Annotated in this window: 21 protein-coding genes; 20 read left to right on the forward strand and 1 reads right to left on the reverse strand. The window is 41.7% G+C overall.

Translation table 11 applies throughout. From position 1 onward, the window contains the following. Nucleotides 1-57 precede the first annotated feature (57 nt). On the reverse strand, nucleotides 58-315 hold the full coding sequence (locus ACFSVM_RS03850; protein WP_047912038.1) for an excalibur calcium-binding domain-containing protein: 258 nt from the start codon (nucleotides 313-315) through the stop codon (nucleotides 58-60). Nucleotides 316-502: 187 nt separating this feature from the next. Between ACFSVM_RS03850 and ACFSVM_RS03855 the strand changes: the two genes are divergently transcribed. The 20 genes from ACFSVM_RS03855 (at nucleotide 503) to ACFSVM_RS03950 (ending at nucleotide 14036) form a co-directional block, all read left to right on the forward strand. Further along, on the forward strand, nucleotides 503-1063 hold the full coding sequence (locus tag ACFSVM_RS03855; protein ID WP_379260531.1) for a GNAT family N-acetyltransferase: 561 nt from the start codon (nucleotides 503-505) through the stop codon (nucleotides 1061-1063). Continuing rightward, complete coding sequence (locus ACFSVM_RS03860; RefSeq protein WP_379260533.1) at nucleotides 1014-1535, forward strand: 8-oxo-dGTP diphosphatase; 522 nt, start codon at nucleotides 1014-1016, stop codon at nucleotides 1533-1535. The genes ACFSVM_RS03855 and ACFSVM_RS03860 overlap by 50 nt, the downstream gene beginning before the upstream one ends. Nucleotides 1536-1552: 17 nt before the next feature. Then, nucleotides 1553-1867: a DUF5071 domain-containing protein gene (locus ACFSVM_RS03865; protein WP_379260535.1), complete on the forward strand. Its 315-nt coding sequence runs from the start codon at nucleotides 1553-1555 to the stop codon at nucleotides 1865-1867. Nucleotides 1868-1889: 22 nt separating this feature from the next. After that, a complete protein-coding gene (locus tag ACFSVM_RS03870) occupies nucleotides 1890-2414 on the forward strand; it encodes a GNAT family N-acetyltransferase (RefSeq protein WP_379260537.1) in 525 nt (174 codons plus the stop codon). Nucleotides 2415-2430: 16 nt separating this feature from the next. Continuing rightward, nucleotides 2431-2925: a GNAT family N-acetyltransferase gene (locus ACFSVM_RS03875; protein ID WP_081872482.1), complete on the forward strand. Its 495-nt coding sequence runs from the start codon at nucleotides 2431-2433 to the stop codon at nucleotides 2923-2925. 12 nt (nucleotides 2926-2937) lie between these two features. Then, nucleotides 2938-3534, forward strand: a complete 597-nt coding sequence (locus ACFSVM_RS03880) for a YdcF family protein (RefSeq protein WP_379260539.1) — start codon at nucleotides 2938-2940, stop codon at nucleotides 3532-3534. Nucleotides 3535-3583: 49 nt separating this feature from the next. Then, entirely contained in the window at nucleotides 3584-3946 is a 363-nt protein-coding gene (locus tag ACFSVM_RS03885) for an NIPSNAP family protein (RefSeq protein WP_379260541.1), read from the forward strand. Nucleotides 3947-3965: 19 nt separating this feature from the next. Beyond that, complete coding sequence (locus ACFSVM_RS03890) at nucleotides 3966-4460, forward strand: GNAT family N-acetyltransferase (protein ID WP_379260543.1); 495 nt, start codon at nucleotides 3966-3968, stop codon at nucleotides 4458-4460. A 24-nt stretch (nucleotides 4461-4484) separates the two neighbouring features. Beyond that, a complete protein-coding gene (locus ACFSVM_RS03895; RefSeq protein ID WP_379260545.1) occupies nucleotides 4485-4910 on the forward strand; it encodes an NUDIX hydrolase in 426 nt (141 codons plus the stop codon). A 110-nt stretch (nucleotides 4911-5020) separates the two neighbouring features. After that, nucleotides 5021-5542: a VanZ family protein gene (locus ACFSVM_RS03900; RefSeq protein ID WP_379260547.1), complete on the forward strand. Its 522-nt coding sequence runs from the start codon at nucleotides 5021-5023 to the stop codon at nucleotides 5540-5542. Between the two features lie 202 nt (nucleotides 5543-5744). Further along, a complete protein-coding gene (locus tag ACFSVM_RS03905) occupies nucleotides 5745-6362 on the forward strand; it encodes a zinc dependent phospholipase C family protein (protein ID WP_379260549.1) in 618 nt (205 codons plus the stop codon). Between the two features lie 71 nt (nucleotides 6363-6433). After that, nucleotides 6434-7312 (forward strand): class I SAM-dependent methyltransferase, encoded by an 879-nt coding sequence (locus ACFSVM_RS03910; protein ID WP_379260551.1) that lies wholly within the window; start codon nucleotides 6434-6436, stop codon nucleotides 7310-7312. A 54-nt stretch (nucleotides 7313-7366) separates the two neighbouring features. Next, the gene (locus tag ACFSVM_RS03915) at nucleotides 7367-7894 is read left to right on the forward strand and encodes a DinB family protein (protein WP_379260553.1); all 528 of its coding nucleotides are present in this window, start codon (nucleotides 7367-7369) and stop codon (nucleotides 7892-7894) included. Between the two features lie 40 nt (nucleotides 7895-7934). Next, nucleotides 7935-8516 (forward strand): O-methyltransferase, encoded by a 582-nt coding sequence (locus ACFSVM_RS03920; RefSeq protein WP_379260555.1) that lies wholly within the window; start codon nucleotides 7935-7937, stop codon nucleotides 8514-8516. 78 nt (nucleotides 8517-8594) lie between these two features. Next, entirely contained in the window at nucleotides 8595-9368 is a 774-nt protein-coding gene (locus ACFSVM_RS03925; protein ID WP_076311854.1) for a class I SAM-dependent methyltransferase, read from the forward strand. A 189-nt stretch (nucleotides 9369-9557) separates the two neighbouring features. Continuing rightward, complete coding sequence (locus tag ACFSVM_RS03930) at nucleotides 9558-10532, forward strand: phosphodiester glycosidase family protein (protein WP_379260558.1); 975 nt, start codon at nucleotides 9558-9560, stop codon at nucleotides 10530-10532. A gap of 1 nt (nucleotide 10533) precedes the next feature. Beyond that, nucleotides 10534-11547, forward strand: coding sequence for a GtrA family protein (locus ACFSVM_RS03935; protein WP_379260560.1), 1014 nt, complete (start codon nucleotides 10534-10536; stop codon nucleotides 11545-11547). Between the two features lie 140 nt (nucleotides 11548-11687). Next, entirely contained in the window at nucleotides 11688-12053 is a 366-nt protein-coding gene (locus tag ACFSVM_RS03940) for a DUF4180 domain-containing protein (protein ID WP_379260562.1), read from the forward strand. Nucleotides 12054-12131: 78 nt separating this feature from the next. Continuing rightward, nucleotides 12132-12680 (forward strand): GNAT family N-acetyltransferase, encoded by a 549-nt coding sequence (locus ACFSVM_RS03945; RefSeq protein ID WP_076311850.1) that lies wholly within the window; start codon nucleotides 12132-12134, stop codon nucleotides 12678-12680. A gap of 384 nt (nucleotides 12681-13064) precedes the next feature. Then, complete coding sequence (locus tag ACFSVM_RS03950; protein ID WP_379260565.1) at nucleotides 13065-14036, forward strand: ROK family protein; 972 nt, start codon at nucleotides 13065-13067, stop codon at nucleotides 14034-14036. The last annotated feature ends 11 nt before the right edge of the window (nucleotides 14037-14047 follow it).

A 14047-nucleotide genomic window follows, 5' to 3' on the forward strand; every position in this document is an offset into this window, starting at 1 on the left:
GCGAGTTGATATTTTGACAATAGTCGGACCTTCAATAGAGAAGGTCCCGTGGATATATTATTTTTCACATGCAATAAAATCTTTATCTCGATCGCTTTTCTTATTCGCTTCATATAACTCTTTGGATACGAAGGGCTTATATTTAGTTTTCCCGCCTTTGTTCTTAATTGAAGCAGATTTAGCTACTCCGCCTTTATAGACTTTGTTTAACTCAGTACAGTTCTTGTAAGTAATCACCTCAGGTTTGGCAGCGGCAGAACTAACGGATCCAATAAATAGAGTGGATACCAGCAAAAAAGCGAACGTTTTTTTCAATGGAAAACCCTCCTGCGATATATAAAGTGTGAAACATAGTGATATGTATAAAAATGTAATAAACAAGCTTATGTGCTAATTATGCACAAACATGATCAGAATGTCGAGATAAACCTACATCGGCTGTGATATTAGGAAGAGTGTGAGATTGAAGAAGACACTAAATTACATTAAGGAGAATTCATAAATGCACATAGAAACCGCAAGATTAAATATTCGTGAGTTCATCATGAATGATTGGATTGATGTACATAAGTATGCATCCAGCCCTCTGGTAACCGAGCATACGTTGTGGGGACCCAATAGCGAAGAGGAGACGAAGTCTTATGTAAGTCATCAAATTGCAATGCAACAATTAAATGAGCGAACTGATTATGAATTTGCTGTCATTCTAAAGGAAACAAACCAATTAATAGGTGGCTGTGGAATGTATATCAGAGAGAAAAATGCAGAGATCGGTTACTGTTTTAATTCTGAATATTGGGGCAATGGCTACGCTAGCGAAGCATCTAAAGTGTTATTGAAACTAGCATTTGAGAACTTCAATATACATAGAGTCTATGCAACTTGTCGACCAGAGAATACGGGATCAGAAAAGGTATTGCGAAAAATAGGAATGAAAATGGAAGGTCACTTAAGGGAGCATATATGGGCTAAAGGAGTATTCCATGATTCCTATTTGTTTTCTATTTTAGAGAATGAATATAAAGAGAGGGTTGAACCATTTGTCAGCCGAAGTAACTCATAAAATATATACGATGTGCATGATACAGGATGGATCGAAGGTTTTATTAATGAATAGACCTGATAAGCTTGGATTTCCAGGATATATAGCCCCCGGGGGAAAGGTTGATTTTCCAGAGAGTATAGTTAATGGTGCAATTCGAGAAGTGCGTGAAGAGACTGGATTCATCGTTAAAGAAATCATATACAAAGGTCTCGATGAGTTCTGTGAGCCGAATAAAGGCTTAAGATATATGGTGTTTAATTATCTGGCGACTTCTTTTGAGGGGGAGCTGCTTGATCATCCGCCAGAAGGGGAGTTACGGTGGGTAGAGATTGAAGATGTACCTAAGTTACCTATGCAAGATTGGTTTAAACGAAGATTTCCTTTATTCTTTGCAGAGGGAACTTTTGAAATGAGTTTTGTTTGGGACGAGATAAGTAATAAAACATTAGATAAGACAATCAAGAATTATGGTATTGGCGTTAAAAGTTAAGGGTCAAGGTGAGCTAAATGAATAATCTCGAACAGCTAGTTCCAAAACATAAACATGATTTAGAGGTCATTGATAAGCTGAGAGAACTTGATCCCAGAATGGATGTTAGTTCAATCATGGATGACTTGTTTGAATGGCTGCAGGATATTAACTGGCCTGTTGCACAAGAATTATGTACGGTGCTTCCAAGATTCAAAGCGGATGATCTGAATGCGGATCTCCATAACGAAGTAAGAGAAGAGCTGCTGAGAATCATTCAGAATCCAACACCGAGCGAAATATTAAGCGAAATAAACAAGGGAGCTAAAGAGATTTATGAAAGTCTATTCTAAATGAAGGGAGAAATAAAGAGTTATGCAATCCTTTCGCTACTATCTAATGACAGAAGAATACGCTGCGTCGATTGCTGGATGGACATATGAAGAATCTTACTCTTTCTATAACATGGATGACAGCGAGGAAACGATCTCGGAGTTAATGAATGGTGAATATTATTACGTTTTGAATAGTGATAATGAGTTGTTTGGATTTATTTGTATTGGAGAATCAGCCCGTGTATCGGGAGGTTATGAAATAGGAATTTACAATGATGATAAATGTTTAGACCTTGGGCTGGGATTAGCTCCTTCACACACGGGGATGGGTAATGGTGCAAACTTCTTGGATGCTTCTATCAAGTTTATTATAGAGGAGTATCAAACATCTAACATTCAACTTGTCGTCGCTGCATTTAACGAACGGGCAATTAAAGTCTATGAACGGGTTGGATTTGTAAAGTCTCAATGTTTCAAAAGTCGACTAGGAGAAGAAAAAATTGATTTTGTATTAATGAAATTAAAGGCAAACAATGAAGTGCCAGGCATACATAAACGCGTATAACATAGGAGAACAAACCATGATCTCAATTCAAAAAGTCGAATATGAACAAAAATCAATATTACGCAATCTTCTTGAGCTATACAAATATGATTTTAGTGAGTTCGACCCGGATGAGGATATAAATTCAAACGGATTATATGAATATAAATTTTTAGATCATTATTGGACGGAGAATGGCAGATATCCCTTTTTCATCATGGTGGAAGGTAAATTAGCTGGGTTCGCTCTTGTAAGATCGTTGGGTAAAGACGAATCAAATAAGACGACATACTCGATGGCAGAATTTTTTGTGATGAGAAAATACAGGAAATCAAGAGTAGGCCAGACTGCAGCTCATAAAATTTTTGATAATTTCGGTGGAATCTGGAAAGTAGCTGAAATTGAAGCGAACATACCGGCTCAGACTTTCTGGAGGAAGACGATTGGAAAATATACGAACGGGAAGTACGAAGAAGTAAAAGAAGAAAATTGGGAAGGACCTATTCAAACATTCTCGACTTATAATGAATGAAAGGAATAGAGCATGAAAATATCGGATATGTCTGTGGATCGTATCTCATTGGATAATAAAGATTTACTAACCCGCATTCTATTCAATGGAATTGAGGATGATGGCGAGAACGGCGATGTTATTTTTGTATTTGGCAGTGTGTCGGCCAATAAATATCGGGTCCCACATGCCGTTGAATTATATAAATCTGGACGCTCCGCAAAGATATTAATGTCTGGTGGAGCACTCGAGGTGCCCGAAGCCATATCAATGAAGAATAGAGCCATCGAGCTCGGGGTACTTGAACAAGATATTATCGTTGAGACCCTATCCAAGAACACGATAGATAATGTCCTGAAATCCAGAGAAGTACTGGACGAGTATTTCGGATTAAATCATATAAAAAGAATTCTGATCGTCACTACTTTTTATCATATCCGACGCTGCTACTTAACATTGAAGACCTATTTGCCTGAACATATTGAGTACTCATTATGTCCTGCTCAAGATAAGAGCACGAGACCTACGAACTGGTGGGAAAGTCAGCAAGGTACTCAAAGAGTAATGAAAGAAGTGGAAGGGCTTATCTATTACACGAAAAATAGTAAGATCCAAGATTTCGAAGTTTAACTCAGCAAACGTACTTATATACAGACTGCGAAAGTAGGTGTGGAAAATAATGATCTATCGGAGGAAGACGTATATTGTTGCTAATTCGATTGTAGATGAGTTTAATTCTTTATTTAATGATGTCTTGTTACCAAGCCAGCTGAAGTATGGAGCCAGATTGATTGGAAGATGGCAAACTACATTAAATGAAGATACTAGTGAGATCTTTGCCATGTGGGAATATGATACGTTAGAGCAATATGATGAAATTGAGAGCAAGATTAAGTCTGATGTAGAGCATGTGAGCAAGGTTCAGCAACGATTTGATGCGATTGGAAGAGATAGACTAAAGGAAGCGTTGCAGGATATTAAACAAGAGTTCTTCATAACAACAGTAGACAGGGAACGGACCATTTTAAAGACTTTATTATAGGTGAAGGTGGTAACAAACGATGAATTATAGAATCAGACCCATTGAAGCAGAAGATGTTGCATTCTTATGGGATATGTTGTACGAATCACTGTTTGTTCCAGAAGGTCAGAAGCCGTTCAGCAGAGAAATGATCAATGACCCACACCTTTCGAAGTATGTAGAAGGCTGGGGACGAGAGGGAGATTTTGGATTCATAGCAATGGATGAACAAGAAAAGCCGGTTGGATCAATAACAGCCCGATACTTTCATGAGAGTAATAAAGGTTTTGGGTATGTCGATAATGACGTGCCGGAACTCGGAATGGCGATCTTAGCAGAATGCAGAGGAATCGGAATTGGAAGCGCTTTGATGAATGAACTCTTTAAAGAAGCCAGTAAGAGGAACATTGAAAGAATCTCATTAAGTGTAGATCCACGCAATGAAGCAGCAATGAAACTTTACCAGCGATTTTGCTTCGAAGAGACAGGTAAGGTAGGCACATCCATAACCATGGTTGCAAATATAAATAAGTAATCTCAAAAATGAAGGAGTAGCGTCATGCACCCACCAAAGCATATTGTTTCGGCAGCTGCCGTTGTAGTCAATGATAATAACGAAATATTACTGATCAGAGGACCAAGAAGAGGCTGGGAAATGCCTGGAGGACAAGTAGAGATAGGAGAATCTTTGAGTCAGGCCGCAATACGAGAGACGAAGGAAGAATCAGGGATCGATATTGAAATTATTAAATTTTGCGGGATATTCCAGAATGTCGGGAACTCCATTTGTAATACACTATTTTTAGCGAAGCCCATCGGAGGCGAATTAACATGTTCACCGGAGAGCCTGGAATGTGGATTTTTCCCCATTGAAGAAGCGTTAGAGAAAGTACAATGGAAAGATTTTAGAAAAAGAATAGAGTATTGTTTGAAGCCCGAAACGCAGCCTTTTTGTATTGAATTTAAGGATAATAACAATATTTGAACAATCCCCCCCTGACAATAATTTCAATATAGAGAATCAAACTTATTCGCAGCTTCAATCGTTATAGAGTTGATTCATCAGTGAGATGATTGTCTAGAGAGGGAGAGAAAATGAAAACAACACAACTAGAACGAGGCATGAAGCTAACTTGGTTGCTATTTGCAGTTAATATTTTGCTGTTAACCTGGATTATCGTATTCAAAATGGCATTCTCAGCACAGGATTTACCTGAGATCAGAAACATTAACCTGATTCCATTTGGTGAGTCAGTCATTGTTAACAATGAATTAGATATACAAGAGCTGTTATATAACATGATTGCTTTTGTTCCTGTTGGGATATATCTAAGCATGCTGACCAAATGGTCTTTTCTCAAAAGAGCAGTGACTATTGCAGCTATAAGTCTGGTATATGAACTGCTTCAATATATGCTCGCCATTGGTGCCAGTGACATAACGGATCTAATCAACAATACGCTTGGTGGTGTTATTGGAATTGGGCTGTATCATTTACTGCTAAAGCTAGCCCGGACGAAGTCCAGAGCTGACAAGATTATTAACATCCTTGCGGCAGTGGGAACGATTGGCTTGATATTGTTTATGAGCCTGATTTTTATAGTGAATGGCTTTTAGAAGGATGAGGCTCTCGGGCCTAATTGAACCTTACAGGGACAATTAGAACTCGAGAGCTTAAGCTTTATGGGGATCACTTGTTGAATTAAAAGTGGTTTTCAAGTAGATTTTGTTTGAATAAAATTTACAATTATTATATGATTTAGAATGCTGATGGAAATTGAAAGGGCTATAGAAATAACGGAAGAAGGCGAGGAAGCATATGGGTTCAAGGATCATGCACTTGATAATTGCCAATCGAATTGCAGAGAGTTTGTCCATGGAAGACCGGACGCTCTTCTTACTTGGAAGCGTGGCGCCTGATGCTGTATCACCGAAAGAATCATCCCATTTTTTCAAAGGCGAAGTACAAAATTATACAAGATTCATAGATTATAAAGGATTCTTACATAAATATAGCTCACAGGCGGAGCAACAGTATATATTAGGATATTTCACACATCTAATTGCGGATGATATCTGGCTCAGGGGATTTAACCTCTCATGGTTGAAAAACAGAATGGAAGCGGATCCAGATTTATACCCTATATATCATAAAGACTTTCAATCATTGAACGGGAAATTGTTAGAACACTATGGATTTACAAATATACTGAAGGAAATGCTCAGTGATGTTCCTGCCGTTATGGATTTGGAAGAGGTGAAGTCCAAGGACGTTGAACTTTTCCTCCCTTATGTACTAGGTGATATGGAATACGACAAAGACGAAGTCAACAAACAGCAGCTTCAAGTATTCACGTTTGTTCAAATCTTGGGTTATATCGAAACATCGGTGGATATGGGATTACTTCATTTAAAGCCAATGCTTGATGTGGTCTAATTTTAACCCCACAGAAAAGATGCTGCGTGCTAAATAAAATCAATACTAACAATGAGTAAAGGGGCTGCACAATGTCCGAATATTATTGGGATACTCAGATCGAATACCTTAGAAATACCCGGTGGCTGTATTACAACGATGATTATCTAGAATTTCTGGTGCAAAAAGTGTGGAACATTCATAAGCCTGTAAATGTCGTGGATTACGGCTGCGGATATGGATATCTCGGTTTAAAGCTGCTGCCTTTATTGCCAGAAGGATCAACGTATACGGGGATAGATAAAGGGCAGGATTTGATTGATGAAGCAAAAGAATTATTCTCTCGCTTACCGTATACAACAGAATTTATCGTAGCTGATCTTGAAGAGCTGACCGTAGATGGCAAGTATGATATTGCGATGAGTCACGCCTTTTTGTTACATATTGCTGAACCGTCTATTATTCTTCAGAGGATGATCGATAGCGTAGTAGATTCGGGCAGGGTGATATGCTTTGAGCCTCATTGGATTTCAAATATGTCAAACTTTTATTTCGAAGGGCAGGAACAATCCGATATCATACAGCTGGGAATACTCCAGAGATTGTTTGAAGCAGACAGAAGAAGTAAGAGCAAAGACGGAAATATCGGCATGAGATTACCTGTACTTCTTAGCCAGCTAGGTTTACAGGACGTACAGTGCCGGGTCAGTGATCGAGTGAACTTTTTAGATCAGCATATGGATTTAACTATGAAGAATAGGCTCTTCGAAGCATTAAGTGCAGATGGATTAGGCCAAGATCCAGGTGATTACGAACAGGTTGAGATCAATCTCATAGAGAGAGGGTTGACAGCGGAAGAGGCAAGAAGGCAGTACAATGCGGAACGGTTATTCTCCAAACAATTTAATGATCAATCCTGGTTAACCTACGCACCCAACATGAAGATTTCCTTCGGGATTGTTAATAGGTAGCAGCGTTGAACGCTGTGATCAGTAATAGGATAAAAAGATTTGGAGGGGCGAACGATGATGAATATGGATCAAATCTATCTAATCACCAGCATCCCTGGATATACTCCTCAGATCAGTCAGCTTATTTCCATGATGAATTATGCGAGATATACAACCTTAGAAGAAGTGAAGGGCTTATCGAAGGACCAGCTGGATTACCTGCTGGATACAGAGAGCAATTCAATAGGTGCTTTGTTATTACATTTTGCAGCAGTTGAATATGCGTATCAGGTCTTGACATTTGAAAAAAGGTTTTTCAATGATGATGAACTGTCTATCTGGGGTCCAGCACTTGAGTTGGGTTCGGCCGGGCAAGAACAGATCAGAGGGCATGAACTCACATTTTACCTTAACAAATTGGAAGAAGTAAGAAATAGAACACTTGAGTATTTTAAGTCCGTAAATGATGATTGGCTTCATCATGAGGAGCAATTCTGGTATGACAAACAAGCAAATTATTACTTTATGTGGTTCCACGTCATTGAAGATGAAATCAATCATAGAGGACAAATCAGAATGATCAAAAAAAGAATGAAGGTATAACGATAAGTTAGCTACGCAGTTCATACAAGGAGGCTTATCCATGGACGAATTACAAGGTATTCAGCGCCCGATCCATGCTGAACGAGTGAGTAAATGTGCTGCAGAATATGGCTTCACGGCTTCGTGTGATGATCTAACAGGCAGTTTCCTTCGGATGTTAGCCGCAAATCGCAAGCAGAGCACCATTTTGGAATTAGGAACAGGTGTAGGTCACTCTACAGCTTGGCTTCTTGATGGAATGGATCAGGAGAGCAGGCTGTATTCTGTTGAGATGGATGAGCAATGCTCGAATATTGCGAGGGAAGTGCTGGGGGATGATCCTCGGTTACATCTATTTGCTCAGGATGGCGGCGAATACATAGAAGAACATAAATCCGAACAATATGATGTCATCTTCGCTGATACATGGCCAGGCAAGTTTTATCTGGTGGAAGAGGTGCTTGATATGGTCAAGCCTGGAGGGCTGTATATCATTGATGATCTGAACCCGCAGCCGAATTGGCCTGAAGACCATGAGGATAAGGTATCCAAGCTAGTATCGTATCTGGAATCAAGAGAGGATTTCCATCTGTCTAAGCTCAATTGGTCAACAGGACTCATCTTGATGACGAAGAAGAGCTGACTAAGAGCAATCAATGACCTCGACCGATATCAAGCTATGTATAGTTAAGAAGTTAATTCAGGCTGGAGGCGGAGCAGTATGGAGAATAAAGAAACCTTTAATTATATCGTTAGTGAATATGAGAGGTTCAGACCCGCTTATCCCAAAGAAATGTTCGATGATATTGCTGATTATTCCAGCCTGAAACAAGGCCAAAAGATCCTAGAAATTGGCTGCGGAACAGGTCAAGCGACTGGAGGCTTCGTAGATAAAGGTTTTACGGACATCACCTGTGTTGAGCTTGGTGACCAACTAGCACAGTTTACTGCAGAGAAATTCAAAGGATATCCCTCAGTAAAAGTACTTCATACCGCGTTTGAGGATTGGAATGGAGAGGGTTCACCTTTTGACCTCGCGATTTCGGGAACGGCCTTTCATTTCATTGAGCCTGATTTTGGATACCGGAGAGTGTGGGAGCTGCTTAAACATAACGGCTCAATGGCTTTCTTCTGGACGGTACATGTTCCGATGTATGATGACCTCCACCAGGAAATTCGTCTTCACTACCGCGAACTTGCTCCTCATTTGGATGACGCTGCGCTGCCTACTCCTGAGGAGATCATTGAAGACAGAAGAGTGATTACTGACAAGTCGGGGTTCTTTAACAATCTGCGTGTAAAAGAGTATAGGGAAATACATACACTCACCAGCTCCGCTTATGTATCCTTGCTGAATACAAACTCCAAGCACAGACAGCTTCCAAAATCGGTTAAAGATGAGTTGTTCCATCGAATCCAGGAGTCCGTTGACCGAGCAGGTGGTACAATTCATAAGGAGCATAGGGTTGCCTTATATTTAGCAGCAAAAGCTTAGCTGATTGTGAAAAGTATACAAGATGGTTTTTCTCTATTAAGGAGAGAAAGCCATCTTTTTTTGCACTTCCGTATCTGAAGATCGAAGCGAGATTTATTCTAACCGTCAGTGCATTGGATCTTTGTTTCAGATTCATTTAAGCAACCCTTTATATACTCAGCCTTAGAATATATGTAAAGGGGACTTCTTATGAGAGCCGATCTGAAGCTTGGTCAAATACGGAAAAGAAAAGGGATGCTCATCTCCCTAATGATCCTAATCATCGTGGGGGTTATATTATATGGACTTGCTGATCGCTATCTTATTGAGCACGTTGAGGTTGTGGTCACGGATGAGACAGCGGAGTCTAATCAAGCAGCTAGTACAGCCGAGTCTAGCAATACCTCTGCATCCACTACTGAGGCGGAGTATGATGACTGGAATTATACGAGTGATGATATTCAGATTCAGATTGACCAGGTACAAACGGGTTCGGGTGAGGACCAAATTACTTACTATGTTGCCGATGTGGTACTCAAAAATGCGGATCTCTTACGCACAGCATTCGCGAATGACAGCTTTGGAACGAATATTATCGAGAATACCTCGGATATTGCTTCAGGCAAAAATGCGATCTTCGCGATCAATGGAGACTACTATGGATTCCGCAGCGATGGAGTCATTATCCGCAATGGAACGCTCTATCGAGACAGCCCGGTGAGAGATGCGATGGCATTGTTTGCGGATGGCTCTATGCAGACATATAACGAGACCGAAGTTTCTTCCTCTGAGCTGCTGGCTGACGGGGCAGTCCATACGCTTTCCTTTGGACCAATTCTCATACAGGACGGTGAAATCACGGGAGATTTTAGTCATGTCAAGATTGACAGCAATTTCGGCAACCGTTCCATTCAGGCTGCGAACCCGCGGACAGCGATTGGCATGATTGAACCGAATCATTATGTCTTTGTCGTGGTGGATGGGCGAAATAAAGGCTACAGCCGCGGAATGACGCTGGACGAGCTTGCACAGCTAATGGATGACCTCGGTGCAACAGAGGCTTATAATCTGGACGGCGGCGGTTCCTCTACGATGGTATTCATGGGCAGGGTCGTGAACAATCCTCAAGGTAAAAATGAAGAACGCGGGGTCAGCGATATCCTGTATGTAGCGGAGGGAGAATGAGATGACCGTTCTAATTCCAGCCTATGAACCGGATGACCGCTTGCTTGATTTAATTATTCAGCTTCTAAACTGTGAGCTGGGCCCAATTGTCGTTATCGACGATGGCAGCGGGCCGGCATACAGCAGGATTTTTGCATTGGTGAAATCTCTCCGATGTACCGTCCTCACGCATGAGGCCAATCTGGGTAAAGGACGCGCATTAAAAACAGGCTTTGCGCATATTCAGAGAGCCGGACTCCCGGGCCCCATCATTACGGCCGACAGTGACGGTCAGCATCTTCCGCATGATATACAGCGGATATATGAAGCCGTGCAGAAGCAGACAGTACCCGGCATGGTGCTCGGCAGCCGGCGCTTCAGCGGCAAGGTACCTCTCCGAAGCCGGTTCGGCAATACGGTCACGAGAGCTGTTTTTACACTGACGACAGGAAACAAAGTATACGATACACAGACAGGACTGCGCGGATTTCCCTTATCCATGCTGAGCTGGCTCTCAGATCTCCCTGGTGAACGATTCGAATATGAAATGAACATGCTGCTGACCGCGAACACAGCAGGCTATCCCATTACGGAGGAATATATAGATACGGTTTATTTGGATGAAAATAAATCTTCTCACTTTCGCCCTGTTGCCGATTCGCTGCGGATCTATTATCCGATTCTGCTGTTCAGCACTTCGTCGCTGCTCTCTGCACTTCTTGATTTTGCATTATTGTTCATCGTTCATTATTTCAGCAGCAGTCTATTATTATCAGTGGTCGTTGCAAGGCTGTGCAGTTCTGTATTCAACTATTCTATGAATCGAAGATATGTGTTCATGGGAGGCCATACGAAGAGAGTTTATCAATCTTTTCCCAAGTACTTTGCACTTGTCCTGCTCATACTGCTGCTGAATTATGGACTGTTGTACTTTTACAATGAGAAATTAATCATTCCGCTGCTTGCTGCGAAGATACTGACGGAGGTATCCATCTTTGTGTTCAGCTACTGGGCACAGCGCAGGTTCGTCTATTAATCAACCGATTAGCTTAAATGCTTGAGGAGATTGGTTGTGGAAAATGGATATTCCGTGTTTAATGAGAATGTGGGGATAAGCGTGCTGCTGGTCCTCTAAGCGCATAGCAACTTGTCCTATTGAAGTCGGGAGGAATAAAGATGGAAATATCGACTGTTCAGCACAATGGAGTTGAGGTTGCTATTGTACGTGATATGGATGTATTAATTGAAGATGTTCAATCCGCCTTGGATCTTATGGCAACGGTGAAGTATGAGACAGGTTCGAGCCGAATTGTCCTGCATAAATCAGCGATAGCAGAGCCGTTTTTTGATCTGAAGACGAAGCTGGCCGGTGAGATCATGCAGAAGTTTGTAAATTACCAGACGAATATCGCGATCGTGGGGGATTTTTCAATCTATGAGAGCAAGAGTCTGAAGGACTTTATATATGAGAGCAATAAGGGCCGACATATCTTTTTCCTGGATCATGAGGAGCAGGCGGTTGAGAAATTAAGCAGGGTATAACATGCCACGCCAAAAAGATAGACTGCCAAGTGCAATTCATAATCGCAGATCTGAAATGTGGAGGAAGGGAGTAATGTCTTGAGCACAGTACAGGTCATACCGGCGGGTTCGGCTGATGTCGAAAGGGTTAATTATATTTTTGAGAAGACCATACCGGATACGTTTGAAAAAGAAGGCATCGCCCATCTGGAAGAGGATCTTTCCGGGGAAATTGAGCTTAAGAAAAAGCTCCTTCAAAGGGCGCTTCAATCGGATGCTGCAGATACTCTTTTTCTCGCAGCAATGCAGGATGATATGGTCGTAGGCACCATCTCGTATTCGCCTTGTGGAGAGGATATTAAAGTGTGCACCGAGCATGCACTGGATCATGTGGGTGAGCTCGGCAGTTTATATGTGCTCCCCAGTCATCAGGGGCAGGGGATAGGCTCTGCATTGATCAAGGCGCTGCTGACTCTACTGAATGAACAGGGAGTCGAACAGTTTTGCCTGGACAGCGGATATAAGCTGGCACAGCAGAAGTGGCTGCGAAAATTCGGCAAGCCTTATGTTAGCGTACGGGATTATTGGGGACCAGGCTCCGTGCACATGGTATGGCTGTGTCAGGTGAACGATTTTATCGACAAGTAGTCTTAATCGAAGCAGGTGATGACATGTTGCTGGCATTATTGTTTATTTGTTCTATTTTATCTCTACTTTTTATTTTCAAATCGGAAGATGGACAGTATTGGTCTAAGCTAGCTCTTTTTGTGTTTGGGTATTCCTTGATCCTGAGTGTTTTTTTGCTGAACGACACTTGGAGCGGAGGACTTAGTTTTATATTAGAGCTCCTTCCAGCAAGCACTTATAATGAGAACGTAGAGCTTCTAATGGGGATATCAATAGTTTCTCTGTTATGTTACTTTGGATTCAAGGCTTATACAAAATAATGAAGCATATGCAGAAGAGGAGGTCCGGATAGGGATCTCTTTTTTATAGCTTAAAAAATAATAAAGTAAGTGTAGGAGCAGACAGATGAGCAAATATTTAATCGGTGTTGATCTCGGCGGGACTAATACGAAAGCAGCGATTTACTCGAAACAATTTGAGACAGTAACAGAGCTGAGCGTGGCGACGGAAGCTGCAAAAGGGCCAGCTTATGTATTATCCAATATCGCAGAAACGGTGCAAAAACTGCTCGCTTCCGTAAATTTGTCGCAGGAGGATATTGAGGTTATGGGAATGGGAATTCCAGGGCTGCTGGATCCTCAAGCAGGGTTCTCTATTTTTTCGCCGAATTTTCCAGATTGGGAAAACATCCCGGTTGTGGATCGTATGAAGGAGCATTTCAATTTCCCTGTCTATATAGATAATGATGTACGTGTAAATCTATATGGAGAATGGCGTCATGGGGCAGGAGCAGGCTACCAGAACATCTTTCTGATTACACTGGGTACAGGGCTTGGATCTGGGATTGTCTGCGGTGGACAGGTTCTCTATGGCACGACCTCCAGCGCAGGTGAGATTGGACACATGAATATGTATAGAGAAGGACGTCCTTGCAAATGCGGCAGCTCAGGGTGTCTTGGCAGATATGCTTCGGCAGTCGGGATGGTGAATACGCTGCTTGAGAAGCTGGCTGCTGGTCAGCAGAGTATGATTCAGGATTGGGTACAGGGGGATTATACCCACATCACAGCCAAGATGATCTCAGATGCTTACGATCTGGAGGATCAGACCGCCAGGGAAGTAATGCAGGAGACAGGTGAAATTCTCGGGTTCGGTTTAGCTAACGTCATTAATCTATTTAATCCCGAGATTGTTATTGTTGGAGGAGGTATGTCTGCAGCAGGAGAGCGTTTGCTGGGGACGGTGAGAGAAACGGTTCATCGTCATGCGTTGAAGCTGTCGAGAGAAGCCTGCAGGATTGAACAAGCCCAGCTTGGTGGAAGAGCAGGAACGATTGGAGCAGCAGCGTATGCATTAGATAGATTACAACACGGATAAAAAGGAGTATT

Source organism: Paenibacillus shunpengii (genome assembly GCF_042684905.1).
In the GTDB taxonomy this organism is placed as follows: domain Bacteria; phylum Bacillota; class Bacilli; order Paenibacillales; family Paenibacillaceae; genus Paenibacillus; species Paenibacillus shunpengii.

Bases quoted from the DNA above. Each gene is read 5' to 3' on its own strand.
- ACFSVM_RS03855 (WP_379260531.1), top strand. From the start codon at position 503: ATGCACATAGAAACCGCAAGATTAAATATTCGTGAGTTCATCATGAAT.
- ACFSVM_RS03860 (WP_379260533.1), top strand. From the start codon at position 1,014: ATGAATATAAAGAGAGGGTTGAACCATTTGTCAGCCGAAGTAACTCAT.
- ACFSVM_RS03865 (WP_379260535.1), top strand. From the start codon at position 1,553: ATGAATAATCTCGAACAGCTAGTTCCAAAACATAAACATGATTTAGAG.
- ACFSVM_RS03870 (WP_379260537.1), top strand. From the start codon at position 1,890: ATGCAATCCTTTCGCTACTATCTAATGACAGAAGAATACGCTGCGTCG.
- ACFSVM_RS03875 (WP_081872482.1), top strand. From the start codon at position 2,431: ATGATCTCAATTCAAAAAGTCGAATATGAACAAAAATCAATATTACGC.
- ACFSVM_RS03880 (WP_379260539.1), top strand. From the start codon at position 2,938: ATGAAAATATCGGATATGTCTGTGGATCGTATCTCATTGGATAATAAA.
- ACFSVM_RS03885 (WP_379260541.1), top strand. From the start codon at position 3,584: ATGATCTATCGGAGGAAGACGTATATTGTTGCTAATTCGATTGTAGAT.
- ACFSVM_RS03890 (WP_379260543.1), top strand. From the start codon at position 3,966: ATGAATTATAGAATCAGACCCATTGAAGCAGAAGATGTTGCATTCTTA.
- ACFSVM_RS03895 (WP_379260545.1), top strand. From the start codon at position 4,485: ATGCACCCACCAAAGCATATTGTTTCGGCAGCTGCCGTTGTAGTCAAT.
- ACFSVM_RS03900 (WP_379260547.1), top strand. From the start codon at position 5,021: ATGAAAACAACACAACTAGAACGAGGCATGAAGCTAACTTGGTTGCTA.
- ACFSVM_RS03905 (WP_379260549.1), top strand. From the start codon at position 5,745: ATGGGTTCAAGGATCATGCACTTGATAATTGCCAATCGAATTGCAGAG.
- ACFSVM_RS03910 (WP_379260551.1), top strand. From the start codon at position 6,434: ATGTCCGAATATTATTGGGATACTCAGATCGAATACCTTAGAAATACC.
- ACFSVM_RS03915 (WP_379260553.1), top strand. From the start codon at position 7,367: ATGATGAATATGGATCAAATCTATCTAATCACCAGCATCCCTGGATAT.
- ACFSVM_RS03920 (WP_379260555.1), top strand. From the start codon at position 7,935: ATGGACGAATTACAAGGTATTCAGCGCCCGATCCATGCTGAACGAGTG.
- ACFSVM_RS03925 (WP_076311854.1), top strand. From the start codon at position 8,595: ATGGAGAATAAAGAAACCTTTAATTATATCGTTAGTGAATATGAGAGG.
- ACFSVM_RS03930 (WP_379260558.1), top strand. From the start codon at position 9,558: ATGAGAGCCGATCTGAAGCTTGGTCAAATACGGAAAAGAAAAGGGATG.
- ACFSVM_RS03935 (WP_379260560.1), top strand. From the start codon at position 10,534: ATGACCGTTCTAATTCCAGCCTATGAACCGGATGACCGCTTGCTTGAT.
- ACFSVM_RS03940 (WP_379260562.1), top strand. From the start codon at position 11,688: ATGGAAATATCGACTGTTCAGCACAATGGAGTTGAGGTTGCTATTGTA.
- ACFSVM_RS03950 (WP_379260565.1), top strand. From the start codon at position 13,065: ATGAGCAAATATTTAATCGGTGTTGATCTCGGCGGGACTAATACGAAA.